General features: G+C 68.9%; 24 protein-coding genes and 2 pseudogenes. 6 read left to right on the top strand and 20 right to left on the bottom strand.

Going from position 1 to position 24064, the window contains the following annotated elements:
- The first annotated feature begins 313 nt into the window (after positions 1–313).
- Positions 314–886 (top strand): dihydrofolate reductase family protein, encoded by a 573-nt coding sequence (locus tag ACV7NM_RS32230; RefSeq protein ID WP_463413616.1) that lies wholly within the window; start codon positions 314–316, stop codon positions 884–886.
- Between the two features lie 78 nt (positions 887–964).
- On the opposite strand, the pseudogene ACV7NM_RS32225 reads toward ACV7NM_RS32230, so the two are convergent.
- A pseudogene (locus ACV7NM_RS32225) lies at positions 965–1380 on the bottom strand (IS5 family transposase); the annotation flags it as partial.
- A gap of 353 nt (positions 1381–1733) precedes the next feature.
- Between ACV7NM_RS32225 and ACV7NM_RS32220 the strand changes: the two are divergent.
- Positions 1734–2713 (top strand): annotated as a pseudogene (locus ACV7NM_RS32220) (IS5 family transposase).
- Between the two features lie 117 nt (positions 2714–2830).
- On the opposite strand, the gene ACV7NM_RS32215 reads toward ACV7NM_RS32220, so the two are convergent.
- Positions 2831–4075: an IS701 family transposase gene (locus ACV7NM_RS32215; protein ID WP_463413615.1), complete on the bottom strand. Its 1245-nt coding sequence runs from the start codon at positions 4073–4075 to the stop codon at positions 2831–2833.
- A 101-nt stretch (positions 4076–4176) separates the two neighbouring features.
- On the opposite strand from ACV7NM_RS32215, the gene ACV7NM_RS32210 reads away from it, so the two are divergent.
- Positions 4177–4985, top strand: a protein-coding gene (locus ACV7NM_RS32210) for an IS5 family transposase (RefSeq protein WP_463413614.1) whose coding sequence is annotated in 2 segments (ribosomal slippage) — positions 4177–4525 and positions 4525–4985 — 810 coding nt in all. Because the reading frame shifts where the segments join, the coding sequence is not laid out codon by codon here.
- A gap of 534 nt (positions 4986–5519) precedes the next feature.
- Here the strand turns inward: ACV7NM_RS32210 and ACV7NM_RS32205 are convergent.
- From ACV7NM_RS32205 to ACV7NM_RS32190, 4 genes are all read right to left on the bottom strand, one after another.
- A complete protein-coding gene (locus ACV7NM_RS32205; protein WP_463413613.1) occupies positions 5520–5885 on the bottom strand; it encodes a hypothetical protein in 366 nt (121 codons plus the stop codon).
- Positions 5886–5897: 12 nt separating this feature from the next.
- A complete protein-coding gene (locus tag ACV7NM_RS32200; protein WP_463414138.1) occupies positions 5898–7019 on the bottom strand; it encodes an alcohol dehydrogenase catalytic domain-containing protein in 1122 nt (373 codons plus the stop codon).
- A gap of 126 nt (positions 7020–7145) precedes the next feature.
- Complete coding sequence (locus tag ACV7NM_RS32195) at positions 7146–8132, bottom strand: hypothetical protein (RefSeq protein WP_463413612.1); 987 nt, start codon at positions 8130–8132, stop codon at positions 7146–7148.
- Positions 8133–8213: 81 nt separating this feature from the next.
- Positions 8214–9410 (bottom strand): multidrug effflux MFS transporter, encoded by a 1197-nt coding sequence (locus ACV7NM_RS32190; protein ID WP_463413611.1) that lies wholly within the window; start codon positions 9408–9410, stop codon positions 8214–8216.
- Between the two features lie 71 nt (positions 9411–9481).
- Here ACV7NM_RS32190 and ACV7NM_RS32185 point away from each other — a divergent pair, with 71 nt between their 5' ends.
- Positions 9482–9976, top strand: a complete 495-nt coding sequence (locus ACV7NM_RS32185; RefSeq protein ID WP_463413610.1) for a MarR family winged helix-turn-helix transcriptional regulator — start codon at positions 9482–9484, stop codon at positions 9974–9976.
- A gap of 255 nt (positions 9977–10231) precedes the next feature.
- A protein-coding gene (locus ACV7NM_RS32180; RefSeq protein ID WP_463413609.1) for an IS630 family transposase occupies positions 10232–11298 on the top strand; the annotation gives its coding sequence in 2 pieces (ribosomal slippage) (positions 10232–10675 and positions 10678–11298; 1065 coding nt in all).
- 28 nt (positions 11299–11326) lie between these two features.
- Here the strand turns inward: ACV7NM_RS32180 and ACV7NM_RS32175 are convergent.
- Genes ACV7NM_RS32175 through ACV7NM_RS32165 form a run of 3 tightly spaced genes read right to left on the bottom strand, consistent with a single transcriptional unit; the run spans position 11327 to position 12852 of the window.
- A complete protein-coding gene (locus ACV7NM_RS32175; RefSeq protein WP_463413608.1) occupies positions 11327–11887 on the bottom strand; it encodes a hypothetical protein in 561 nt (186 codons plus the stop codon).
- 13 nt (positions 11888–11900) lie between these two features.
- Positions 11901–12278, bottom strand: coding sequence for a hypothetical protein (locus ACV7NM_RS32170; protein WP_463413607.1), 378 nt, complete (start codon positions 12276–12278; stop codon positions 11901–11903).
- A gap of 55 nt (positions 12279–12333) precedes the next feature.
- Entirely contained in the window at positions 12334–12852 is a 519-nt protein-coding gene (locus ACV7NM_RS32165) for a hypothetical protein (protein ID WP_463413606.1), read from the bottom strand.
- Between ACV7NM_RS32165 and ACV7NM_RS32160 the strand changes: the two genes are divergently transcribed.
- Positions 12756–13241, top strand: coding sequence for a transposase (locus ACV7NM_RS32160; RefSeq protein WP_463413605.1), 486 nt, complete (start codon positions 12756–12758; stop codon positions 13239–13241). The two genes, ACV7NM_RS32165 and ACV7NM_RS32160, sit on opposite strands and share 97 nt — an antisense overlap.
- Here the strand turns inward: ACV7NM_RS32160 and ACV7NM_RS32155 are convergent.
- The 11 genes from ACV7NM_RS32155 to ACV7NM_RS32105 form a co-directional block, all read right to left on the bottom strand.
- A complete protein-coding gene (locus ACV7NM_RS32155; protein ID WP_463413604.1) occupies positions 13193–14089 on the bottom strand; it encodes an NDP-hexose 2,3-dehydratase family protein in 897 nt (298 codons plus the stop codon). The two genes, ACV7NM_RS32160 and ACV7NM_RS32155, sit on opposite strands and share 49 nt — an antisense overlap.
- A 9-nt stretch (positions 14090–14098) precedes the next feature.
- Positions 14099–14848, bottom strand: a complete 750-nt coding sequence (locus ACV7NM_RS32150; RefSeq protein WP_463408482.1) for a transposase — start codon at positions 14846–14848, stop codon at positions 14099–14101.
- A 244-nt stretch (positions 14849–15092) separates the two neighbouring features.
- Positions 15093–15731 carry a response regulator gene (locus ACV7NM_RS32145; protein WP_463413603.1) on the bottom strand — a complete coding sequence of 213 codons (639 nt, stop codon included), beginning with the start codon at positions 15729–15731 and terminating at the stop codon, positions 15093–15095.
- Between the two features lie 40 nt (positions 15732–15771).
- Positions 15772–17019, bottom strand: coding sequence for a sensor histidine kinase (locus ACV7NM_RS32140; RefSeq protein WP_463413602.1), 1248 nt, complete (start codon positions 17017–17019; stop codon positions 15772–15774).
- On the bottom strand, positions 16977–17816 hold the full coding sequence (locus ACV7NM_RS32135) for an ABC transporter permease (RefSeq protein ID WP_463413601.1): 840 nt from the start codon (positions 17814–17816) through the stop codon (positions 16977–16979). The genes ACV7NM_RS32140 and ACV7NM_RS32135 overlap by 43 nt, the downstream gene beginning before the upstream one ends.
- Positions 17813–18661, bottom strand: a complete 849-nt coding sequence (locus tag ACV7NM_RS32130; RefSeq protein ID WP_463413600.1) for an ABC transporter ATP-binding protein — start codon at positions 18659–18661, stop codon at positions 17813–17815. The genes ACV7NM_RS32135 and ACV7NM_RS32130 overlap by 4 nt, the downstream gene beginning before the upstream one ends.
- 202 nt (positions 18662–18863) lie before the next feature.
- A protein-coding gene (locus ACV7NM_RS32125; RefSeq protein WP_463413599.1) for an IS5 family transposase occupies positions 18864–19681 on the bottom strand; the annotation gives its coding sequence in 2 pieces (ribosomal slippage) (positions 18864–19336 and positions 19336–19681; 819 coding nt in all).
- A gap of 38 nt (positions 19682–19719) precedes the next feature.
- Positions 19720–20385, bottom strand: a complete 666-nt coding sequence (locus ACV7NM_RS32120; RefSeq protein WP_463413598.1) for a VC0807 family protein — start codon at positions 20383–20385, stop codon at positions 19720–19722.
- A gap of 153 nt (positions 20386–20538) precedes the next feature.
- Positions 20539–21192 (bottom strand): response regulator transcription factor, encoded by a 654-nt coding sequence (locus tag ACV7NM_RS32115; RefSeq protein ID WP_463413597.1) that lies wholly within the window; start codon positions 21190–21192, stop codon positions 20539–20541.
- Complete coding sequence (locus tag ACV7NM_RS32110) at positions 21156–23189, bottom strand: sensor histidine kinase (protein ID WP_463413596.1); 2034 nt, start codon at positions 23187–23189, stop codon at positions 21156–21158. The genes ACV7NM_RS32115 and ACV7NM_RS32110 overlap by 37 nt, the downstream gene beginning before the upstream one ends.
- Before the next feature lie 261 nt (positions 23190–23450).
- On the bottom strand, positions 23451–23801 hold the full coding sequence (locus ACV7NM_RS32105; RefSeq protein WP_463413595.1) for a transposase family protein: 351 nt from the start codon (positions 23799–23801) through the stop codon (positions 23451–23453).
- Positions 23802–24064 lie beyond the last annotated feature (263 nt).

Raw genomic sequence — 24064 nt, 5'->3', positions numbered from 1 at the left:
CGGCTACATGGAACTCGACCGCCGCGGCGCCGAACTCCTCTTCCAGGTCCTGACGGGTTGGGCGAGTGAGATCGAGTGGATCCCGCATCACCGGTTGGGGGCCTTCACCGTAAGTCGCTGTTGCGCTGCTGGTAGGTGCCGCGGCCAGGGGCGCCTACGGCCCTACCTCCGGAAAGACCGGGCGCGAACCGATGAGTTCCTTCATGATCAGCAGTCATAGATCATGGTTGATGCGCCGCAGCCGCAAGTGTGGCCGAAGCGTCCACCGATCTGACCCGCTGAGAACCAGATACGAGACACCGAGGAACCATAGATGCGCACCTTGATCAGCACTGCCTTCATCTCGCTCGACGGCGTCGTGGAGGCCCCGGGCGGCGAGCCCGGCTACCGGAACTCCGGCTGGACCTTCAAGGACATCGAGTTCCTCCCCGAGGCGTTCGACATCAAGGGCCGCGAGCAGAAGGAAGCCACGGCGATGCTGATGGGCCGGACCAGCTACGAGGCGTTCAGCCCGGTGTGGCCGGACATGGCGGACTTCGCCGACTACAAGGCGATGCCGAAGTACGTTCTCTCCACCACCCTCACCGAGGACGACCTGGTGACGAATTGGGGAGAGACGACGATCCTGCGCTCACTCGACGATGTCACCGCCCTGAAGGAGACCGAGGGCGGCCCGATCATCGTCCACGGCAGCGCCGCCCTGAACCAGAGCATCTCGGACGCCGGCCTGATCGACCGCTACCACCTGCTCGTCTTCCCGCTCCTGCTCGGCGCGGGCAAGCGCCTGTTCAGCGCCACGGACAAGGACACCCAGAAGCTGAAGCTGGTTGAGCACGAGGCATACGCCAACGGCCTGCAGAAAAACGTGTTCGACGTCGTCCGCTGACACGACTCCCGCCCCCGCCCGGCCGTCGCCTCATCGGACACGGCACCGGCCAAAAGGTCCTGCTCAGTGGATATCGAGTCACCGAGCGGACCAGAGGAAGATGCCTGCGATGTGGAGTGCGGCCAGGTAGATGGTTGCGGTCTTCTCGTAGCGGGTGGCGATGCCCCGCCACTGTTTGAGGCGGTTGATGCACCGCTCGACGGTGTTGCGCTGTTTGTAGGTCTCGCGGTCGAAGGCCGGCGGCCTGCCGCGACGCAGCCGGTGGCTCCGCTGGTCCGCCGGGACGGGGATCACTGCCCGGATGCCGCGCTTGCGCAGGTGCTCGCGGATCGCGCGGGAGGAGTACGCCTTGTCGGCCTGGTGCGGGGCCGTCCTCGCCGACGAGGAACACGTAAGCGGGCCATGACGTCGGTGAAAGCTGGTGCGTCGCCGGCCTGGCCTGCGGTGAGAACGAACGCCAGAGGCCGGCAGCGGCCATCGGCTGCGAGATGGATCTAATAGGTCAGCAGTGAGCCCAAGCACGGATGTTCAGACCGGCTTTCTCACGAACGCCGCCGGGCGGAGGCCTGAGGTGGATCCGGGGACGTGATCCCTCCACGAAGACCGTGCCCCGCCCGGCGGCATCAAGTCGGGTTTCATGTCCTCAGCCCGCCGGCAGGGGCCGACCTCTCAGTAGTTCGCGAGCCCAGAGCTCTCCAGCAGACCGAGGTCCCTGCCGGTCGCTGGCCACACGAACGGCTAATGAGATGGCGCGCCCCTGAGCACTTCTATTAGGGCCTGTGTGATGTCGTGATCAGTTTCTGGGTTCTGTCCTCGTCGCGAGGTGGAATCCGGTACGACTGTGGTTGTGACACGCAGGCAACTCACCAATGCCCAGTGGAAGTTCATCGAGCCGTATCTGCCGATCGGTAGGTACGGCCCGTATCCGGAGCGGTTGCGGGAGCAGTTCGAGGGTGTGATCTGGCGGTTCCGCTCCAGTGCTCAGTGGCGGGAGATGCCTGCCGAGTTCGGCCCGTGGGCCACGGTCTACGGACGCTTCCGCGTCTGGCGGGACGCCGGTGTCTTCACCGCCCTCTTGGAAGGCCTGATCGCCGAGGCAGCCCGCGTGGGAAGAACGGACTTGTCGCTGGTCAGCGTGGATTCCACAACGGTCCGTGCCCACCACGACGCCGCGGGGATGCGTGTCAGCAAGCACCTCATGGAGGCCCTGGAAGAAGCCGCACAGGAACAGGAAGCAGCCCGGCAAAAGGGGGCGGACCGGAGGAACAGAACGGACAGGCCGAGCGTCGCCGCATCCGCCGCAGACGCAAGCTCCGCCTGAAGGAAGCCCTCCTCGGCAGGTCCCGGGGCGGCCTGACCAGCAAGATTCACCTCGCTGCGGACCGCAGGTGCCGTCCGCTTTCAATGGTGCTGACCGCCGGGCAGGCCGGGGACAGCCCGCAGTTCATCCCCGTGCTCGCGAGGGTGAGAGTCCGCCTGCCCGTCGGCCGTCCCCGCACCAAGCCCGGCGCGGTCGCCGCAGACAAGGCCTACTCATCCCGCGGCAACCGCGCCTACCTGCGCAAACGCGGAATCAAGGCCGTCATCCCGGAGAAGAAGGACCAGGCCGCCAACCGGAAGAAGAAGGGCGCACGAGGCGGCCGACCCGTCAGCCACGACACCGACCTCTACAAGGAACGCAACACCGTCGAGCGCCTGATCAACAAGCTGAAGGCCTGGCGAGGGATCGCCACCCGCTACGACAAGTCACCCGAAAGCTACCTCGCCGGCCTCCACCTCCGCGCCGCAATGATCTGGATCGACGACCTGGTGAAGAGCACCGAATGATCGCGACATCACACAGGCCCTAGTACTCCAGCAGCGGATCGTGTCCCGAGCTGGTTCTTCTCCGGTAGTGGCTGCGTTGGGCGGTGGCTTGTCGTTGCCGGCGCCAGTGGGACCAGTTCAGTGCGTGATCTCGTGGAGGTGGTCGGCGGGTTCGGTGGTGGGGCAGGAGATGTTCCAGGAGCCGTCGGATCTCTGCCACGGTGAGAGTGACGATGCTGCAGTTGGGGTCGTTTCTGCAGCCCCCTTTGCGGTCTCGTCGGCGGCGAGGCCGGCCAGGAACGCATGGGCAAGCATGGCCAGGGTGATGTGCCGATACCAGCCGACATACCGACGGACCTCGTACTCGTCCAGGCCACACTCGTTCTTCGCGGCCTGGAAACATTCCTCGATCGCCCAGCGCATGCCGGCAACCCGCGCGAGATCCGCGATCGTGCAGGTCACGGGCGCGTAGGCGAAGTAGTAGGCGATCTCCTGCGGCCGGTTGAGGCTGCGACGGGCCAGTACCCAGCGGTGATGGGTGGGCTCGTCACCGTCGAAGAAGCCGATCGAAGGCAGCCGTGCACTCGCCCAGTCGTAGACCCGCGGACCTTTCGCCCCGTCTCCGCAGGACAGCCGCTGCCAGGCGTCCTCCGGAGCCCCGGCGATCAACTCGTCGATCCGCCAGAACCCGGCCAGGCTCTTGACCTGCTGCGACTTCGGAACCGCCACCACATAACCCACCCCGAGCTCCTCGAGCAGGCGCCGGAACTTCCACTCCTGACCGTAGGCCTCGTCCGCCGTCACCCACGAGGCCGGCAAACCCGCGGCCAGGCATCGGGTCACGATGGCCTTCGCGAGCTCGCCCTTGGTCGCGAACTCCCGCTCGTCAGGGATCTTCGCGGCCCTGCACCGTTCCCGGTCACCGGTCCAGGACTTCGGCAGATACAACTCCCGCTCCACCAGGGCCCGTCCACGACTGGTGGCATAGGCGGCGAACACCCCGATCTGACAGTTGTCGATCTTTCCCGAGGTGCCGGTGTACTGCCGGCCCACCCCGGCCGACGTGCTGCCCTTCTTGATGAACCCGGTGTCGTCGATGATCAGGACACCAGCAGAGCCGAGCCTGTCGGCAACGTAGTCGCGGACGTCATCGCGTAGGGCGTCCGCGTCCCACACGCTCGAGTTCAGAAGCCTCTGGAAACCGTCCGGAGTGCGGTGACCTGCGTATTCGGCCAGCTGCCAGCCATTCTTCCGAGCCACCGGAGCCAGCAGCCCTCGCAGATAGTCCCGCATCCGCCACCGCAGATCCGCCCGGACGAACCGGCCGGCCACCCGCGCGAACACCATATCCAACTCCGCAGCCCACCCCTGGGCCTCAACCATCCCCACCATGCCCTGACAACGACAAGAACCAGCTCAGGACACGATCCGCTGCTGGAGTATTAGACGTCATCTCATTTGGGTGGCCGGGTAGGCTGTCGGTCATGGTGGGGATTGTTGAGCGGCTGGTGCCGGATGAGTTATGGGGGCTGTTCCAGCGGGTGGTGCCTGAGGCTCCGTCGCGGCCTCAGGGTGGCGGGCGGCGTCGGCACGGCGATCGGGAGGTGCTCGCCGCGATCGTGTTCGTGGCGACATCGGGTTGTACGTGGCAGCAGCTGCCGTCCGCCTCATTCGGGCCTTCGGGGGCAACCGCCCACCGGCGGTTCTCCGAGTGGAGCAAGGCCCGGGTGTGGGCCAAGCTCCACCGCCTGGTCCTTGATGAACTCGGCGCCCGGGGCGAGCTGGACTGGTCTCGGTGCGCGATCGACAAGGTGAACATGAGGGCCCTGAAAAAGGGGATCTGACGGGTCCGAATCCTGTCGATCGGGGCAAGTTCGGGTCGAAGATCCACTTGATCACGGAGCGGACCGGTCTGCCCCTTTCGGTGGGGATCTCGGGTGCCAATCTGCACGACAGCCAGGCTCTGGAGCCGCTCGTCCGCGGGATACCGCCCATCCGCTCACGCCTCGGCCGCCGACGGCGCAAACCCGCCAAGCTTCATGCGGACAAAGGCTATGACTACCCCCACCTGCGTAAATGGTTACGCGAACGCGGCATCAAGCACCGGATCGCCCGGAGGGGCGTCGAGTCGCCGAACCGGCTCGGCCGCCACCGCTGGGTCGTCGAACGGACCATGTCCTGGCCGGCCGGCTGCCGCCGACTACACCGGCGCTACGAACGCAAGGCCGAGCACTTCCTCGCCTTCACCAGCATCGCCTGCACTCTCATCTGCTACCGCAGACTGGCCAAATGAGATGACGTCTTAACGCCCACTCAACGTAATCGTGTGGAAGTTCCGCACTGGGATCGCCCGGCAGGACGTGCCCGAGCGGTACGGGTCGCATAGGGCTACTGGCCGCGGAAAACGTGTTCAAACGGGGCCCTGGGGCATGGACACCGTGGGCGGCGTGGGCACCGCGTCGGCCGTGACGGTGATCGGCGCCGCAGGAAGTGTGCTCCCCGGACAGCCGGACGACGCCGGGGGCGGGAAACGTACTCGCTACGGCGGCGCGGCCGACATGGATACGGGCGCGGGTGACGGACACACCGCTGAGCCGCTGAGCCCCTGAAAGGCACGGCCGACCGGGGGCGGGCTGACAAGGACTGCGGGTTCCCACCCGTGTCGTCAGGTAGAAACCCGCAGTCTTCTCGTCAGGTGGGAACCCGCAGTCGTCGGGGACGGGCGCAGACGCGGTCCGGGCCTTCGCCGGGACGGAGAATTCAGGCCGCCACACCTGCCAGTCTGCCACGCTACGCTCCGGCGCGCTCGGAGCTGCTCGGCCCGCTCTCATTCACCCGTTCCACGGAAGGGGGCGCTGCGCGTCCGGGGTCTGGCGTACCTCGATTGAGGAAGTGGTCCGGCCTGGCTGTTCGGGCGCCCGGTCAGGCAGAACATCAGCGCCCCCATCACCACGAAGGCACCACCGACCCAGCACAGCACGCCGGCGAACGCGTCCCGGTTGACCGCAGCGTCGTTCGAGCCTCCGGTGGCGGAGAAGAACAGCAGGGCGGTCAGCGCGGCACCGACGGCGATGCCCAGGTGGATCGAGGTGTTGAACAGCCCCGAGGCCGACCGGCGCTCTCGCGTGGGACCTTGGAGAGTGCCATGTGGGCGATCGGTCCGCCCGACCGCGCCGAATCCGGCCCCGAGCACCAGGCGTCAAGGTCATGACCTCTGGTGGGGTGGTTCGAAAGGATTGACGACAGCCATCCACATGGGCTCGGTACGTGTCTGCAGCATGTGCAACGCGGTCCGGACTTCGGCGAGCGGGTAACGGTGGGTGATCAGGTCTTCCGCCTGGAGGAGGCCGGTCTCCAGCAGGCGCAGGATCTCGTGGGCGTCGGAGCGGGTGCAGGAGCGCGTGCCGATGAGGCGCCAGCAGTTGGTCATCAAGGTGAGGGCGGGGAACGGGCAGGGGGTGGGGTTACCGCCCATGTGGACCATGGTCGCGCCGGTGGCGAGAGCGGCGGTGGCTTGCCAGGTGGTGGGGCCGTCAGGTGTGTAGTCGAGAACGGCGTCGGCGCCCTGCGGCAGCAGGTGGCGTAGCCGGGCGGTGAGGCCGGAGTTGGTGGTCCAGTCGGGGTCCAGCTCTTCCAGGGCGACGGTGTCGGTGGGCAGGGTGCCGGCGAGCCGGCTTACAGCGTCCAGGCGTGCGCGAGAGCGGGCGACGAGGATCAGCCGGGCTATGCCGAAGTAGGGGGCGAGCTTGATGGTGGCGGTACCCATGGTGCCGGTGGCGGCAGTGACGACCAGGGCAGAGCCGGGGCGCAGTGCGGCCAGCTTCAGTGCGCGCAGGGCGTTGGCCAGGTCGTGGACCTTAGCGCCGAGGTCGAAGGAGACATGGTCCGGCAGCGGGTCGAGCAACCAGTAGGGCACGCGGATGTATTCGGCCAGGCCGCCGTCATGGTAGCGCGCGTACAGAGGCATGGGGGCGGGGCCGAAGGCGGCGTGGCCGATCATGGCCTGCTGGGCGCACAGCATGTCGCGGTCGGTGGTGCAGGCCGCGCAGGTACGGCAGTTGAGCTGGGGATGGACGCGGATCCGCTGTCCTGGTGTCCAACCGTGGGCCTGTGCCTCGGGACCGACGGCGGTGATGGTACCGGCGGCCTCGTGGCCCAGGACGGTGGGCAGGTGGCGGAAGGCCCCACGGGACAGGAGGGTCAGCATGCCCGGGGCGAGTCCGGCGGCGGCGACGCGGACCAGCACGTCTTGCCCTCCGAGTTCGGGGATGGGAAGGGTGTCCAGATGGATCTCGGCGGAACCGGCGTGGGCGGTGACGGCTTGCATGGTGGGCACGGGGTCTGTCTCCAGGTTTCTCGATGGTCGGTGCGATGGCGCGGCGTCGAAGGGGTGGCGGGGGCGGCGCGCGCGTGAGGGAGCGTCCGCTGTTCCTCGGGTGGCTGTGGTCGTGGGTCAGTGCGCGATGAGTTGGCGCACCAGGCGAGAGGTAAGGGGTTCGGCGGTGCGGGCGGCGGGTGCGACGCGGGGAGCCGGGCGGTGGGAGAGTAGGGTGAGGTGGCGGGCTGGTTCCTCGGTGATGCTGGTGTGGGCGACCCCCAGAGGGATGCGGACGGAGTCTCCCGGGGCGAGTTCGAGGGCGCCGCGCTGGGTGAGCAGGATGCGCCGCCCGCTGATCTGGTATTGGATCTCGTCGGCGTCCAAGGTGCGGGTGTAGGCCCGCTGGCCGGGCGTGCCGGACGAGTGGGCGATGCCGAGCCAGAAGCCGTCGGCCCGGTAGAGCCACACGGTGGTAGCGGGGGCGGAGTCCGGGCGCAGCACGGTCAGCCGACCGGGCTCATCGTGGGCTTGTTCCAGCAAGAGGCGTTCATCGCTGCGGTGGGCGGCCACGTCGTGGCCGGGGGCGCCCAGGCACTGGGTGGTGACTTCGGTGACGGTTCTGGCCTCCCATCCGTCGAAGGGCGGGAAGAGCGGGTGGGAGACGTGGTGGGCGGTGTGTTCTTCGGTGACGGGCGCGGGGGTGTAGAAGAGCAGATGGCTCTCCTTACGGCCGTAATTGTCGTGGGCGACGCCACGGGGGATGCGGGAGAAGTCGCCGGGCTGAAGCTCGACGGTGCCCAGCTCCGTCATGAGGGTGCGCTCGCCCGCGATCTGGTACGACATCTCGTCCACATCGCAGTTGCGGTGGTAGAAGGGCTGTCGGTTGTCCATGGTCTGCCACTCGACGCGCAGTTGGTCGTTCTCGTAGAGGCCCCGCGGCGGTGCGAACGGCTGGGACGCATACCGCTGCGGAAAGTGCACCGTTTCCAGCAGGGGCTGATCGGCCCACAACTTCATCGGCCCGGGGGACGGTTCGGTGAGCAGCAGCGCTTCGTCGCGCCGGATCGTGCTCAGGGGCTGCTCGTGGCCGAGCAGGCGGAAGGTTTCGGTCACAATGGCCATGACGGACTCCTCGGTGTCAAAGACAGGGAAAAGCGGTTGGGGGGAAGGTCGTTCAGCGGGCCTGGCTGGGGCCCCCGGGGGCTACGGCGCCGCCACACGCTGGGCGATGCGGGCGCCGATCGCGGTGACAACAGCAGCGCCGGTCATGACACAGGCCATCGTCAGGGCCTGGTCGGCGTCCCCGAGGCCGACCAGCGGGGTCACCAGGGCGCCGGTGGCGAACTGCGTGGCACCCAGCAGTGCCGATGCCGAGCCGCTGGCACCGGACTGGCCGGACATGGCCAGCGTGGTGCAGCAGGGCGCCGCGAGGCCGAAGGCGGCGATCTGCACCGCCAGGGGTATCAGGAACACCGGGAGCGGCGCCCCGGCCCAGACCGCTGCCAGCACCCCCGTGCCGGCCAGGACGAGGACGGCGGTCGCTCTGGCGAGGATGCGCTGGGGGGTGGTGCGGCGGGCCAGGCGGCCGGTAGCCGCACCGCCCGCCACCATGCACGCCGCGACCAGGGCGAAGACGGCGCCGGCGGCGGCGGGTGTGAGGCCATAGCCGCTCTGGAGTACGAAGCTCGCACCGGCGATGTAGGCGAAGAGAACGGCGAAGAGTGCGCCGAGGGTCAGCGCGTACGCCCGGAAGGGGCGGTTGCCCAGCAGCCGGGCGTAGACGCGGAAGACGTCGGAGGGGCCGGTGCTGGCCCGCTGTCCGGGTGGCAGGGTCTCCGGCATCGAGCGCACCGACCACAAGGCCAGTACGGCGCCGACAATGGCGAGAGCGACGAACAGGCCGTGCCAGGAGGAGACATGCAGCAGCCCGCCGCCCAGAACGGGGGCACAGACCGGGGCGATACCCATGACCAGGGAGAGTGTCCCGAAGAGCTGGGCGAGTCTGCTGCCGGAGTGCAGGTCGCGGGCGATGGCCCGCCCCAGCACTGGTCCGGCCGCACCTGCGAGGCCCTGCACGAACCGCAGAGCGGTCAGCACAGCCAGCGAGGGCGCCAGCGCACAGCCCAGGGAGGCCAGTGCGAAGACGAACAGGCCCGCGAGCAGGGGCCGTCGGCGTCCCAGGACGTCGGAGAGCGAGCCAAACAACAATTGCCCCGCTGCCAGCCCGGCGACGTTCGCGGACAGGGTGACCCCCACCGCCCCCGGACTCGTCTCCAGCGAGGATGCGATGACTGGCAGAGCCGGAACATACAGATCGATCGCCATGGGGGCCATGGCGCACAGCAGACCGAGCAGCAGGACGGGCGGGCCCTGACGGCGGGAGATCACGGGAGAGGGCACCGGAAGAACCACCAAACTTGTAAGGTGGTTTATAAGCTAGAGCTTTATAAGCTGACTGACAAGTGGGATCCATGAACACACCCGATACGTCCTCCCCCTCATCTTCCGCCGGAGCCGGCGCAGCGGCGTTCGAGCCGTCCACCGGCTACCTCGTCTGGCAGCTCGGGCACGCCCTGGGCGCCCGGCTCGAACGGGCCCTGCGCGACCTGGGCCTCACGCTCGCCCAGCACAATGCCCTTCAGCACGCCGTCCATCGCCCCGGCGTCACCAGCGCCGAATCCGCCCGGCGCACGGGCGTGACCGCGCAGTCCATGGGCAGCGCGGTCGCCGACCTGACTGAGCGGGGACTCCTGGAACGCCGCCCACACCCCACCAACCGGCGCATGCTCGGTCTGCACCCCACCGAGGCCGGCGCCCTGCTCGCCGCCCGCGCCCAGGCGGTGGTCGAGAACGTCAACGCCGAGGCGCTCGCCGTCCTGACACCCCCGGAACAGGCCACCGTCCACCGGCTCCTGCATCGCCTGATCACGCGCCTCAACCCTGACGCCCTGCGCCCGCCCTCCTGAACGCACCGTGACCCCGCACCATCTGAAACCCGGCTTCTGAGGCGTCCACCAGTTCATCGGCCCGGCACCAGTCCTGTCGCCGGGTCGGTGCTTTCCGGGTCCCAGATCAGGGGCCGGAGACGTCGAGGCCGGCGCACTGACATCGTCATTCAGTCACGCCACTTGGGTGACCTGAGGAGTTTCCACCGTTACTGAGGTTGAACTCGTGGTGTCGTAGGGGCTGACGACTCGTCGCTCGTGCGGTATCACCGGGGCATGCGGTATCCACAAGGGGGCGGGCTGACCGCCGAACGGCAGCAGTTTCGCGAGGAGTTACGACTCCAGGCGGCTGAGAGGTTCGCTCGGGGCGAGGCGAGCTCGGTGATCGCCAAAGACCTACGGGTCAGCGTTCGTTCAGTGCAGCGGTGGCGGCAGATGTGGGACGCGGGCGGTCCGCGGGCTCTGCGGTCGCAGGGGCCGGCGTCACTGCCGAGGCTGAGCGAAAAGCAGTTCACCCAACTTGAGGCGGAGCTGGCCAAGGGGCCGGCCGCGCACGGCTGGGAAGACCAGCGCTGGACCTTGAGCCGGGTGAAGACGGTGATCGGTCGGCGCTTCCACCTGACCTACACGATCCAGGGCGTACGCAAACTCCTGGTCCGTAATGGCTGGTCCTGCCAGGTCCCGGCCCGGCGGGCGATGGAGCGGGACGACGAGGCGGTGGCCGGGTGGGTCAAGGAGGTGTGGCCCTGCGCGGAAGACTCGCGGCGGTGAATGGAGCCTGGCTCGTCTTCGAGGACGAGGCCGGCTTCTCCATGACGCCGCCGCACGCAAAGACCTGGTCTCAGCGCGGCCGGACCCCGGTGGTGCGGGTCCGTGGCCGATCCCGCAGACGGATCTCCATCGCCGCGCTGACCTGCTACAAGCCCGGCCACCGGTCGAGACTGCTCTACCGGCCGCGCCGGGACGACGGCCGGCGTGACGGGCGGAAGAGTTTCTCCTGGCGCGACTACCGGGACCTGCTGATCGCCGCCCACCAGCAGCTCGGCGGCCCGATCGTGCTCGTCTGGGACAACCTGAACGTCCACAAAGCCGCCGGCCTGCGGGAGTTCGCCGCATCCCGGGACTGGCTGACCATCTACTACCTGCCGCCCTACGCACCCGACCTCAACCCCGTCGAAGGGATCTGGTCCCTCCTGCGACGCGGCTGGCTCTCCAACGTCGCCTTCAGCACCCCTGAACACCTCGTCCAGACCACCCGACGCGGCTTACGACACATCCAGTACCGCAGTCATCTCATAGACGGCTGCCTCGCCGAGACCGGCCTGACCATCAGATCCACCTGAGCAACCCAGCGACTCCACGAGTTCAACCTCAGTAGTTGTTCTGCGGGCCATACCGAGGAACCGGGTGCGTCCGGAAGAGCAGGCTCACCGTCGGGATGCTCAGGTGGTTGACGGTGTGCGGCTCCACGTCGCCAGGCCGGACGAACGAACGGTCGCCCGGCTCCCAGATCTCGGCGGACTTGACGGTGATCCTGCCGTCACCGAGCAGACCGTCGACCGAGTCCTCACCGACATAGTCGTACTTGACGTTGAGCGACTGGCCGGCCAGCTGCATCTGTACACCGGAGAAGTCGTGATCATGAATATTGATATCACTCCCCCACCAGTTCAGGACCTCGACCCAGAAGTGCCCGTTGTCGTAGAGCATGAAATACAGGTCGGAGAAGGTCGAGTGGCGCTGCAGCCGTGAGACTTCCGGGTGGTGCAGCATCGCAGAGAGGTTGGAGAGCTCTCCAAAGTGGGACAGATCCAGTCCCTCGGTCTCCCGCCAGGCGATCTCCGGGAAAACGGCGCAATCGTTGCCGGTATTCTCCCATTCGGCACCGATGCGGTCGGCTACAGCGACGAGACTTTCATACGCCTCATTCATCGATCGGCCCTTCTCACGCGGCTTGAAGTGACTCACACCGACTCGCGCAGGACTTCACGAAGTCGATCGCGCGGTCCGACACGAGCTCGTCAAGGTTTTCCAAGGCAAGAACGCTGGCGCAGGAGGCCAGCGTGTCCTCCAGGATCTTGTGGCTCTCCGGATGCACTTCGAGCTCGCCACCGCCGTGCCCGAGGTAGCGCTCGCGTGCGGTCACCAGCTCAGTAGCCACCACAATGCTGTGGATGACCTTGTCGAGCGGCCGGTGCGTGCCGCGGATCGCAGACAGCGCGTAGTTTTCCTTCTTGCTGATCTCTTCGTACACGAAGTGGCTATGGCTGTACTCGTCGATGAACAGGAGGTGATGCGTCAGCTCATGAATGAAGAGCTCCATGACATCGTTCTGCGTCAGCGTGTCATTGAGCGAGAGCCAGATGGAGCCGATCGCATTACTCGGGGCTGTAGCGGCCCAGGCGTGCCAGTTCCCTGCGTACCGCGTTCTCGGTGAGGCCGAGGGCGACAGCCGCCTGAGCTGGGGTGAGGTCGTGCAGGGTGCTGCGGGCGGCCCAGTAGCCGACGCGCTCGGCGGTGACCTCCGTACGGCGAGCGGCGCGCACTGCAGCGACGGGCGAGGTCTTCGCCAGCTTGTCGATCTCCTCTTCGAGCCGCTCCAGCAGCACGGTGACGGTGTCGGGCAGGGGGATCGTGGAGGCTTCGACAGCGGCGGTGTGCGTGTCCCAGTCCCGCTCGCACGCGTCGGCCTGCCCGTCGCCGGCCTCCGTGAGGTCCTGGCCGTCGATCGCCTCCCAGTCCAGCTGCTGTACGGAGCCTGTCCAGCCGCAGGAGCACGCGGCGCGCAGCGCGGCCGCTCGTGGGATGCGTGGGGTGCGGCCGTCGTAGACGCTCCACTGCGACACCCGGTGCCCCTCGCTCCCGGAGCTGGAGTCGAAGTACACCGGCTCGGGCACAGTGCCATCAGCCAGGAGCACCTCGACCGCGCCCTCGTGCGACGTCCCGAACTCCTCTGTCGTCCATACGACAATGCCCTGTGCCCAAGCCCTATCCGGAAGAGTTCCGCCAGGACGTCGTACGAGTCGCGAGGAACCGTGGCCCAGGTGTGACGGTCGAGCAGGTGGCCACCGACTTCGAAGTCCATCCGATGACGTTGTGGAAATGGATGCGCCGGGCGGACATCGATGACGGGTCCAGTCCCGGGGTGACCAGCCAGGAGAGCGCGGAACTGCGGGAAGCGCGTCGGCGGATCAAGCTGCTGGAGCAGGAGAACGAGGTCCTGCGCCGGGCCGCGGCCTATCTGTCGCAGGCGCATCTGCCGGGAAAAGGATCTACCCGCTCGTGAAAGAGCTGGCTGTGGACGGGGTGCCCGTCACGGTGACGTGCCGGGTGCTGAAGGGCGCGCTCGCCGGGCTGCGCGAGCTCACCCGGCAGGTCCTCGCCGAGACCCATGGCCCCGAGACCGCCGTGGTGCTGCCGCCGCCGGTATCCACGTTCAACCGGCTCGTGCGTGCGCTGGCCGACCCGAGAGAGCTGCCGGGCCGCCCCGCACGAACCCCCTCCAGCCCTGCCCCGCCCTTCACCCCGACCGTGGCGCTTCGGCCCGGGGAGCAGGTCATGCGCCAGCAGGCTGCGGGCCTCCACATTGAGGTAGCCGCTGTGGCGGACGAGGGTGTGCAGCTGGTGCAGGGCCGTCCAGCGGAATCCGGGCGGGGGTGCGGCCTCGCGGACCTCGTCGTCGACCTCCACGAGGAGGTAGCGGTTCTCGGCCTGGTAGAAGCGGCCGCCCTCCTCCGACAGGAGGGTGTCGTACAGGACGAGCAGGCACAGCACGCCGTCGATCCGCTTGGCGAGCATGCCGAGGACGCCGACCTCGGGCTGGTCGATGACCGGCTGGGACCACTGCGGTACCGGGCCGGCGGCGCCGGTGACCCGCATGCCGCGGATGCGGAAGAATCCGCCGCTTCGGTGGACCAGGTCGCCGGTGTCCGGCGCGAAGCTCCAGCCGTCGAGGTCGGCCAAGGGGACGGGGGTGGTGGTGAATGCGTTGGCGCGGGCCCGGTCCCGCAGCCACGCGTGCACCTGTGGCAGGCCGCCCGTGGTCGGGGTGGACAGGGTGCGGGCCGACTCCAGGCAGCGCACTGCGGTGCGTGGGGGGCCGGGCGGTTCGTGCACCGCGGGAGAGAGAACCACTGAGCTTCTTCAGCGTTGCCGCTCTAGAGTGAGGACGGCCTTGGCGATTGACGTCATGCGGTTGGGGCTGCACCGGGATCTGCGGAAGATCCGCCAGGACTTCAGGCGGGCGACGCCGCGTTCGACGGGTGCCCGTGCCGCGGCCAAGGCACGGTTGCGGGTCTTCTCGGTGGGGGTGAGGTCTTGCCGGGGCCTGCGTTTGATGCCGGTGGTCAGCCAGGGACCGCCGCCCTGGTAGGCGAGATCAGCCACGATGGGAACGCCCTGGCGCTCACAGATCCGGATGATCCGGTGAGTGCGGGCGGCGGTCAGGTCGTGGGTGCGGCCCGGCAGGGCGGGCGAGAGCCACAGCAGCCGGCCTCCGGGGTCGGTGACGACCTGCACGTTCACGCCGTGGCGCCGGTGTTTGTGGGAGTAGTCGGCCCGGCCGTCGCCGACCCGGTCGCACTCGGCGAGGGTCCCGTCGAGAAGGACGAAGTCGGGATCACGCTCGCGCAGCGTCTTGAGCAGCCCCGGCGCACGTGCGGCGAGCAGGTCGACGACCGCGTTGGTGTAGGCGTGGGCGGTGGACTCGCTGATCCCGAAACCGGCAGCGATCTTCGCCAGAGTGGTGTGTTCGCGCAGGTACACCAGTGCCACCATCGCGCGCTGGGACGGACGGAGCTTGCACCGCCGGTCGCCCTCACGGGTGACGATCAGCATGGTGACCCACTCCACGAGCGCATGCGGTAGGTCGAGTGCGGCAGGATGGATGACCAACGAGGCCCCCGAGCAACGTGATTGAGACGTCAGACATCTCGATCAACAGCTCGGGGGCCTCGCTCGTTGCGCGTCACGGCCCATCACCCGATCGGTGGCCAACTCGAAGAAGCTCACTGTTGCTGCACCTCTCAACATCGTGTTGGGAGGCTCAGCCTGTGGGGTGCGGTTCGAAGTGCGACGGGGAACGGATCCACCGTCCGGGGGCGGCCCCGGCCCCTGCCTCGCCCCCCCGGCCCGGGCCTCAGGTGCCGAAGACGTCGGTGAGCAGGCGCCGGCGCATGGCCACGGTGACGGCGGCGGTGCGGTCGTCGACGTCGAGTTTGGCGAAGACCCGCACGAGGTGGGTTTTGACGGTGGTCTCGCTGATGTGCAGCCGGCGGCCGATGGCGGCGTTGGTGAGGCCCTGTGCCACCAGTGCGAGGACGTCGAGTTCACGTGCGGTGGGCTTCTCGGGCGCGGGGTTGCGCATGTGGTGGACGAGTTTCGCGGCGATGAGCGGCGGCAGAACCGTTTCTCCGTCGGCGGCGGCGCGGATGGCCGCGGCGAGAGCGGCGGGGGTGGCGTCCTTGAGGAGGTAGCCGGCGGCTCCGGCCTCGACCGCGCGCACGATGTTGGAGTCCGTGTCGTAGGTCGTCAGGATCAGCACCCGCACGCCGGGGCACTCGGCGGCGATCCGGGCGGTGGCGTCGACGCCGTCGAGGCCCGGCATGCGCAGGTCCATCAGGACGACGTCGGGGCGCAGTTCGGCGGCGAGGCGCACGGCGGCGGTTCCGCTGTCGGCCTCGCCGACGACCTCCAAGCCCCTCTCACAGGCCAGCAGTCCGACGAGTCCGGCCCGTACCACCGGGTGGTCGTCGGCGATCAGCAGTCGGATGCTCACGGCCTGGTGCCCCTTACGTTCGTCCTCGGGCTGTGGTGTCTCAACGATCCCATGCCACCTCGACGGTGACGCGGGTTCCTTCTCCGGGGCGGCTGACTACGCTCACCGCTCCGTTGACCTGTTCGGCACGGGAGCGCATCCCGCGCAGGCCGAAGCCCTGTACCTGCTCGGCGTCGAAGCCGGTGCCGTCGTCGGTGATCTCCAGCAACGCCCTTTGGGGATGGTAGCTCAGCTGTACGCGCACCCGGCGCGCCCGGGCGTGCTTGCGGACGTTGGCGAGCGCTTCCTGAGCGCAGCGCAGCAGGACGACCTGCAAGGTGGCGTCCAAGGGGAGGGGACGTCCGGTGATGTGGGCCTCGGCGCTGATGCCGAGTTCGTCGCCGAGGCGGGCGGTGAGGTTCTCTATGGCGGTGTCGAGGGGGGCGCTGCGCAAGTGGAGGGGGCCGGTGGCGGTGACGACGGCGCGGGCTTCGGCGAGGTTCTCGCTGACGGTCTTCTCGGCGAGGGCGAGGCGCTCGCGTACCCGGTCGGGGTCGTGGTGGGCGGCGGCATCGGCGGCCCTGATGAGCATGAGGGTGCTGGTGAGGCCCTGGCCGATGGTGTCGTGGATCTCTTGGGCGAGGCGGTGGCGTTCGGCCGTGACGCCGGCTTCGTGGTAGGCGGAGTGGAGCAGCGCGCGGCTCTCCTCCAGTTGGCGGATCAGTTCGCCGCGGCGGCGGTTCTCGTCGAGCAGCTGGGTGACGAAGTAACCCACCAGCAGGGCGAACAGCCAGGTGGTGGCGTTCTGGAGCGCGGTCTCGCCGATGGCCCGCGCGCTGAAGGCGTGGTGGTGCAGATACAGCGCGTCGGTCAGCAGGGTCACCGCGGCGCAGGCGCCGACGGCCAGGCCGATCGGGGCGAGCAGGGCGAAGGTGATCGGCAGGAGCAGGTAGAGGGCGACGGGGGTGCGGTCGTCGACGGCGGTGAGCAGGAGCGTGCCGACGTAGGCGCACGCGAGGAACAGGTGTCCGGCGCGGGGCGGTTTGGCGCCGGCCAGGGCGGGGCCGCCGAGGGTGACGTAGGCGGCGGCGAGGCCGTAGAGGACGAGGTGGGCGTACCAGGGCGCGGCGGCGGCCCACAGCAGCACCTCCAGGACCAGGCCCATCATGGTGAAGGAGGCGTGCCAACCGAGGAGGATGCGCAGCAGCCAGCCTTGGCCTTTGTCCTCGCTCTCGTCCTCGGGGGCGGTGGCGGTGGCGGGGCCGCTCAACCGTCGTTGCGGGTTTTCCAGCGGAAGGTCTTCAGACATACGATCAATCCCACTACAGCGAAGGCGCCCAGCGCCAATGCGGTCTGTCCGTGGCCCCAGGAGTGGCCCGGTTCGTACGGCTGGAACGTGTCGGGCAGGAACACCGACCGCATTCCCTGGCAGATCCACTTCATCGGGAAGAACGACGAGACCATCCGCAGCGGGCCGGGCAGGTCGTTGAAGGGTACGAACACGCCGGAGATGAACTGCAGCACGATGACGGGCAGGAAGACCATGGCCCCCGCGCTCTGCGGGGACACGACGCTGCTGTAGGCGAGGCCCAGCAGGGTGCAGCTGACGATGCCCAGGAGGTACACCCAGGCGAAGGTGGCCCAGCGGGCCGGGTCGGTGGGCAGGTGCAGGCCGAAGAAGGCGGTGCCCAGGCCCAGGAGGACGGCGGCCTGCCCGAGGCTCGACACCAGCACCACGGCGATCTTGCCGGTGAAGTAGGCGCTCTTGGGGAGGGGCGTCATGCGCAGGCGCTTGAGGGTGCCGTTGGCGCGTTCACCGACGACCTGGAGGACCATGCTCTGGAAGCTGGTGGACATGACGCCGACGCCGAGCATGCCGGTGACGTAGATCTGCTGGGCGTCGACGCCGCTGTCGCCGATGCGCTGTTTGAAGATCGAGGCGAGCAGCGTGAGCATGAGCAGGGGCATCGCGAAGGTGAAGATCACCTGCCCCTTCTCGCGGAAGAACTGTTTCGTCTCCAGGACGCTGCGTGCGGCCGCGACCTTCCACAGGGGCGCGGCGGGCCGCGTGACGGGGGCGCTTTCGAGGGCCGGGAGCGCGCTCACGCGTTTTCTCCGATCATGTGCAGGTAGATGTCTTCGAGGCTGGGCCGCACCACGGTGAGTCCGGGGACGCTGCCGCCGTAGCGGCCGGCGAGGTCGAGCACCGCGGCGGTGGGGTCGTCCGTCTCGAGGCGGTGGGCGCCTTCGTCGTCGCTCCAGCCGACCACGGCCTTGGCCAGGTGGCGTCCGCCGAGGCGGGCGGGGGTGTCGAGGTCGACGATGCGGCCGCCCGCGAGGACCGCCACGCGGTCGGCGAGGTGTTCGGCCTCGTCGAGGTAGTGGGTGGTGAGCAGGATGGTGGTGCCCTGGGCGCGCAGGTCCGCGATCAGATCCCAGAACTGGCGGCGCACCTCGGGGTCGAAGCCGGTGGTGGGCTCGTCCAGGAAAAGCAGCTCGGGGCGGCCGACGAGGCCGAGCGCCACGTCCAGGCGGCGGCGCTGGCCGCCGGAGAGGTGGCGGGCGCGCCGGCCCTGCTGCTCGTGCAGGCCCACCGCGTGCAGGAGTTCGTCGACGTCGCGGGCGTCCGCGTAGAGGGAGGCGAAGTGGGTGAGGATCTCCCGGACGGTCAGCTGGGCGTAGTCCTGGGAGTCCTGGAGGACCACGCCGACGCCCGTGCGCCAGGCGGCGCCGGCGGTGGCGGGGTCCGCGCCGAGCACGGTGACGTCACCGCTGTCGCGGTCGCGCAGGCCCTCCAGGATCTCGGTGAAGGTGGTCTTCCCGGCGCCGTTGGGGCCGAGCAGGGCGAAGATCTCGCCCTTGTACACGTCCAGTTCGGCCAGGTCGAGGACGCGGCGCTCGCCATAGTTCTTCCGCACGTTGCGTGCGTGGATCACTCGTTCGGTCAACACGTCAATCAACCTAGTCAGGGGGTGTGTGCGGCACAGCGTGCTGTCGGAGGAGTACCGGCGTCCTCCGATCGATGGACGGCGGGCAGGAGGGCAGGAGCGGACGCTTGCGAACCGGTTTGGACGCGGCTTCGAACGCGGCGCACCAGGATGCGGCTCGGCGCATGCCCGCGCGGCGGCGCCTTCGCCACACTAAGACCGTGTCCTATGTGGTGAGGCGGATGAGTCGTTTGTAGCAGCAGAGGGCGGCGGCGAGGCCAAGGAACGCCAGGTAGTTGCGGGGGTTGCGTTCGTATCGGTGGTTGAGTCGGCGGTAGCCGGTCAGCCAGGACATGGTCCGTTCGATCACCCACCGCCGACGCCCTAATCGCTCGCTCGACTCGATGCCCTTGCGTGCGATGCGGACGCCGATGCGTTTGCCACGTAGCCATTTCCGCAGTTCAGGGATGTCATAGGCCTTGTCAGCGTGCAGTTTCAGGGGTTTGAAGTGGCGGCCGCGGTGGGGGTCGTGTCTCGTTTGGTGACCGAGCACCATGGGCTTCAGGGCCTGGCTGTCATGGGTGTTGGCTGCCGTGAGGCCGACGAGGAGGGGCAGCCCCGCCGCGTCCGACAGGACGTGCATCTTGGAGCCCGGCTTTCCGCGGTCCACGGGGCTCGGACCTGTGAGTTCGCCCCCTCTTTGGCCCGCACGTGGGCGGAGTCGAGAACGGCTCGGGACAGATCGAGCAGTCCCGCATCGTCAAGCTGGTGGAGGATCTTCTCGTGCAGCCGGCCCCAGACCCCGGCTCTCGACCAGATCAGGAACCGGCGGTGGGCTGTCGACTTCGATATCCCAAAGCAGGGCGGCAGGGCTCGCCAGGCACATCCGCTGACCAGCACGTAGATGATCGCGGCGAACAGCGTCTCATCAGGCGTGTCCTGCGTTCCGCCGCCCTGCGGCCGCACCTTCGACGGCGGGATCAGCGGCTCCGCGATCTCCCACAACCCGTCCGGAACAATCCAACTCCACCTACCCCGCCCCATACCGACGTCAACGACGCCTCACCACATAGGACACGGTCTTAGTCGAGTTCGGCCATCATGCGGCGTCCGTAGAACTTGCTGATTTTGACGACGGTCATGAGCATGCCGATGAGGAGGATGACGGAGAGGACGGGGACGAGGTCGACGGGGAGGGTGTAGGCCATGAGGATGCGGGCGGCGGAGTCGATGAGGAAGGCGGCTCCCCAGGCGAGGGACATCCAGCGCATGACGTTGCGGAAGCGGGCGTGGTTGTCCCAGTTGGAGTGCCAGGTCCGGGCGGACTCTTCGGGCAGCATCTTGACCATGGTGGTGAACATGAAGGGCCGCTTGGCGAACAGGGTCGCGATCATCCACAGGCCGAGAAGGCCGGTGAGGTAGCTTTCGCGGGCGAGCAGGAGGCGGGTGTCACCGGTGACCAGCGTGATGGCGGTGCCGGCGGCCATCACGCTCAGGGTGAAGAGGGTGACGGTCGAGACGCGACGTTCGGTAACCGTCTTGTAGACCAGCTGGGCCAGGGGCAGAGCACCGCTGATGAGGAGGGACAACCACTGCCCCAGACCGGCCCCGCGCAGCCCATAGTAGAGGCCCAGGGGGACACCGACTTCCATGAACGCGGTCCGGATCAGATCCGCCTTCGGGTCCTTCCCCATGGCCTTCGTCTCGGTCTGCCGCTGTTGTTCGGTCTGCTCCTGGTCCACCGTCATCACCGTCTGACTCCCCCACCCGCGCCCTGGTCCTGGCCCGGACCGTGCGGTCCGCCTTCCGAACACGAAACTACGGGCCGGACCCAGGGCGCCGGAATGGAGCTGTGAGCACATCTGCAGTACAGAAAACTCCACCCCCGGGGCGATCGCCCCTCAGTTCCGCGGGGCGTTCAGGTACGCGAGCACCGCCAGCACCCGCCGGTTGTCGCTGTTGTCCTGCGTCAGCTCCAGCTTGATGAAGATGCTCGCCGAATGCTTGCTGACGGCGCTGTCGCTCAGGTGCAGCTCCTGCGCGATCCCCGCGTTGGACCTCCCCTCCGCCATCAACTCCAGCACTTGGAGCTCACGCGCGGTCAACGAGCTCAACGGCCCACGGTGCTCGCCCCGCGCCACCAGCTTGGAGATCACCTCGGGGTCCATCGCCGTCCCGCCGCCCGCCACACGGCGCAGCGCGTCGACGAACTCCTCGTCGCTGAAGACGCGGTCCTTGAGCAGGTACCCGATCCCTCCCCGCCCGTCGGCGAGCAGTTCGCGCGCGTACAGCTGCTCCACGTGCTGGGACAGCACCAACACGGGCAGCCCCGGAATCTCCCGGCGGGCCGCCAGCGCCGCCTGCAACCCCTCGTCGGTGAACGTGGGCGGCAGCCGCACGTCGACCACGGCGATGTCCGGCTGGTGCCGCGACAACGCCCGGGACAGCTCCGGTCCGTTGTCGACCGCCGCGACGACCTCGAATTCGTACGACTCCAGCAGCCGCACCATTCCCTCCCTCAGGAGGAACTGATCCTCGGCGAGGACAACACGCATGGCAGCTCCAGGGTCACGAGGGTCGGGCCGCCCACCGGGCTGCTCACGAACAGGTCTCCGTCGAATGTACCCAGCCGGCGGCGCACGCCCGCGAGGCCCGTGCCCTTGGCCGTATCGGCCCCTCCCCGGCCGTCGTCGCCCACCGTCATCCGCAGCACCCCGTCGGAGTGCCGTAGATCGATGCGTACCTGTGAGGCCCCGGAATGCTTGGCGGCGTTCGCGAGCACCTCGCACACCGCGAAGTACGCACACGCCTCCACCGGCGCCTCGAGGCGGCCGGGGACGTCCACCGTCACCTCGACGTCCAGCGGGTAGTCCAGCGCCACCGCGCGGACCGCGTCGCCCACGCCCCGTTCCGCGAGGACCGGGGGGTGGATGCCCCGCACCAGGTCCCGTAGCTGGGCCAGGGCCGTCGACGACTGCCGGCGGGCCTCGGCCACCAGCTCACGCAGCTCCGGAGCCTCCTCCCCCAGCCGCCGCTCCACCACCCGCAACGTCATCCCGATCGCCACCAGCGTCACCTGGGCCCCGTCGTGCAGGTCCCGTTCGATGCGGCGGAGTTCGGCGGCCTGTACCCCGGTGGCGTCCGCCCGGGTCTCCGTCAGCCGCTCCACGCGCCGGGCGAGCTGTGCGTGCCGGGTCGGCCGCAGCAGCAGCAGCGCGAAGCGGGCGTGCGCCCGCAGCGCATAAGGCGCCACCCACGACACCGCCGTCACCAGCACCGCGCCCACCGTGACCGCCGACCACGGGACGCCCGCGAGGGCCTCGCCCACGGGCAGCCGACGCAGCGCCGTGTCCCAGAAGCTGTACGGGCCCCTCCCGTCCGTCACCAGGTCCAGCACTCCGGGCACGACGAGCCCGAAGGCCGAGAACCCGACGACGACCAGCGGCACCGCCAACAGCACGGCGGTAACGAACGGATTGACCGCCGACCACAGCAGGTCCCGCCACACCGCCGGATCACCCGAGGTGTGACGCATCAGCTGCAACTGCCGCACCAGATAGGGGGTCCGGTACAGCCGCCGCCCGTACTGGTAGTAGCCGTCCGCCCCGCGCCGCACCGGCTCCGGAGCGGGCAGGTAGGGCGCTTGGATCTCCACGCCCAGCCAGTTCCCGGCCAGCCGCCGGCTCAGCACGACGAAGTGGCGGCCGAACCCCACGGCCTTCGGGAAGAGCAGCACCAGCCCGGTGCACACCCCGACCACCAGCGCCACCACCTGGACGACGGCCAGCACCGCGCCGGCTGGCGAGAGAAGTGACAGGAAGGCCCCGGCGCCCAGCATCCGCAGACGCCGGCCCAGCGCGCCCCCGTCGGACACCGCCGTCGGCGCGACCCGGCGGGCCAGCAGCAGCCGCGTCCAACACCCGTGCACCCACAGCACCAGCGGCCCCACCGTCAGCCCCGTCGCGAGCGACACCAGCCCGACCCCGGCCACCACCACCGCACCGGCGCACGCCGTCCCCGGCAGGCTGACCCCGTCGGTCGCCCGGCACAGGGCCGCGACCACCGCGTACAGGCCACCGGCCACCAACACCACGGGCAGCGAGGCCACCGGAGCCCCGACGAACGGGTCGAACAGCAGCAAGGCCAGGTCCCGTCTCGTCGCCGGATCCCGCCGCACCTGCCGCACCCGCCTGCGGCGCACCGCCGAGCCGTACGAGGCGTACAGCTGCCTGCCTTCGCGGTACAGCCCGCTGTCACGCTGCCGGGGTTCCGGCGGCTCGGGCAGGTAGGGGTCGTCGACGGGCACCTCCGACCACCGGCCGGCCAGCTCGCGCCGCAACCGGGGCAGACGCCGGAACAGGTCCAGCGGGCCCACCGCGCCGACCCCCACCGCAACCGCGGCCGGCAGCAGGGCCAGCAGCCCCAGCAGACCCAAGGCCGCGAGCGCCGCGCCGCGCAGCGGCACCATCACGTGCGCCCGCAGGGTTGTCAGGACGCCGACCGCTCCGGTCGGCGCCTCACGTCGTAGTTCCTGGGAGTTCGGAGCGAGCACCGGCCCAGTTTCCCACGACCTTCGAGCGCCGATCGTGCCGATCTCGTGCGAGGTACCCACCCCACCTGTACTCCGAACTCCATCGCCGGCAGCCCCCGCGATCCGTTCCGTTGTCACAACAGGGCGCCCGGTCGATTCCCCCGCCGACCGGCCTCCCGGCCCCGAGGCCTCTCGTGCCTTCCCCGGTCGCGGGAGGGCCTCGGTGAGTACTCCCACCGGCGGTCTCCACGGCCGGACTGCCAGTCAGGTGCTTGACCAGGCCTAACTGTCGGGCGTGGGTGATGTCGGCACACCTTGCCGGCTGGGCGGCACTGCAGAACAGGAGCCTGCCGCTGGTGTCGGTGAGGACCATGGCCTTGACAGCGTTCTGCTTGTTTGTGCCGGGAGCTTCTCCCGGTCCTTGCGGCCGGCGGCGGGCACGCGGACCCGGATCTCGGTGCCGTCGATGATCCAGGTCTGTCCGCTGGTTCCGTGGTGGTCGATGACCTCGGCGAGGGTGCTGAGCCGGATGCCGGCCGCGATGGTGCAGCCGCGTGTTGCGAGCAGGGGCCGCACCTCGCCGATCGCCCGGGTGATCGTGGAGCGGTCAACGCCGAACCAGCAGGCCAGCACGTCGTGCGTGGCACCGTGGCGGAGATGGCGAGCACGGCGGTGGCCGCGTCGGCCAGCCGGGCATCACCCGGTTCCGATACCTGTCGGTGCTGTGTAGGACCGGGTCGGCCGCCGATCGTTGGACGTGAGCAGTTCCCCTGCTGCGTCACGACGACCGGCCCGGCTGACATCCCTCGTACCCCCGGCATGCCCCTTCATCCGAATTGTTCCAACTACTGGACAGCGCCGGCACGGGGAGCGGCAGCTTCGGCGACTGCGGCCGG

The organism is Streptomyces sp. Tek67B01 (assembly GCF_055231995.1).
The sequence above is the reverse complement of the archived record's forward strand: the minus strand, read 5'-3'. Positions and strand labels throughout refer to the sequence as shown.